This is a genomic window from Alcanivorax sp. HI0044, assembly GCF_001634945.1.
On record NZ_LWEZ01000721.1, the window covers coordinates 1 to 815 of the forward strand.

Annotated in this window: 2 protein-coding genes; both read left to right on the forward strand. The window is 59.4% G+C overall.

Annotation, left to right across the window (positions count from 1 at the left end):
• Positions 1 to 438: alpha/beta family hydrolase (locus A3730_RS31345; protein WP_369819054.1), on the forward strand; the 438-nt coding region annotated here is incomplete at its 5' end.
• A 112-nt stretch (positions 439 to 550) separates the two neighbouring features.
• The coding region (locus A3730_RS08685) for a hypothetical protein (protein WP_156501090.1) at positions 551 to 815 on the forward strand (265 nt) is incomplete at its 3' end.

Sequence of the window (815 nt, forward strand, 5' to 3'; positions counted from 1 at the left end):
GAAGCCCGGGCACTGGCGGCTGAATTGTCTGAGACTCCCGATGGCGCGCTGCCACTGTGGATCGGCGGCAAATCCATGGGCGGACGCATGGCCTCCATGCTGGCCGCTGAGGGCAATGGTGTGGCCGCGCTGGATGTGGCTGGCGTAATTGCGCTGGGCTACCCCTTTCATCCGCCCGGGAAACCGGAGAAAACCCGCATTGATCACTTGCCGGCGCTGACGGCCCCCATGCTGGTCTGCCAGGGCGAGCGGGACCCCTTTGGTAAACCGGACGAGGTGGCAGGTTATGGCCTGCCGGAGCGGGTGCAATTACACTGGCTACCCAGTGGCGATCATGATTTCAAACCGCTGAAACGCAGTGGATTGCAACAACAGGACCTGATCATTAAAGCTGCAAGAGCGGCGGCAACGTTTATGGGTTCTGTGTCGTTTCAATAAGGATTGCTAAAAAACAGGAAGTGGGGGAAACATGGAAGTGTGTGGGTATCACCGTGAGCGGCCGGGCAGCTGGCGCTGCTCTGGTTGTAGCACGTTTTATTGCGGGCAATGTGTGCCCGGAGGGGAAGACAATTTCAAGGCGGGTCAGCCCCGTTGTCTGTTGTGCAGCCAGAGTCTGGAGTGGCAGGGCGACGGTGAACCCGGTACGCCTTTCTGGCAGCGCTCCGGTGATATTCTGCGTTATGGTTTCAAGCCGCCAGCCGTGTGGCTGATCCTGGCCGTGGGCGCGGCCAGCGTGCTGCCCATGGGGTTGCTGACCGGTCTGTTGCTGCTGTTTCTTAGCTTGATGCTAACCGTCTATGCGCTTTTTGTGATTG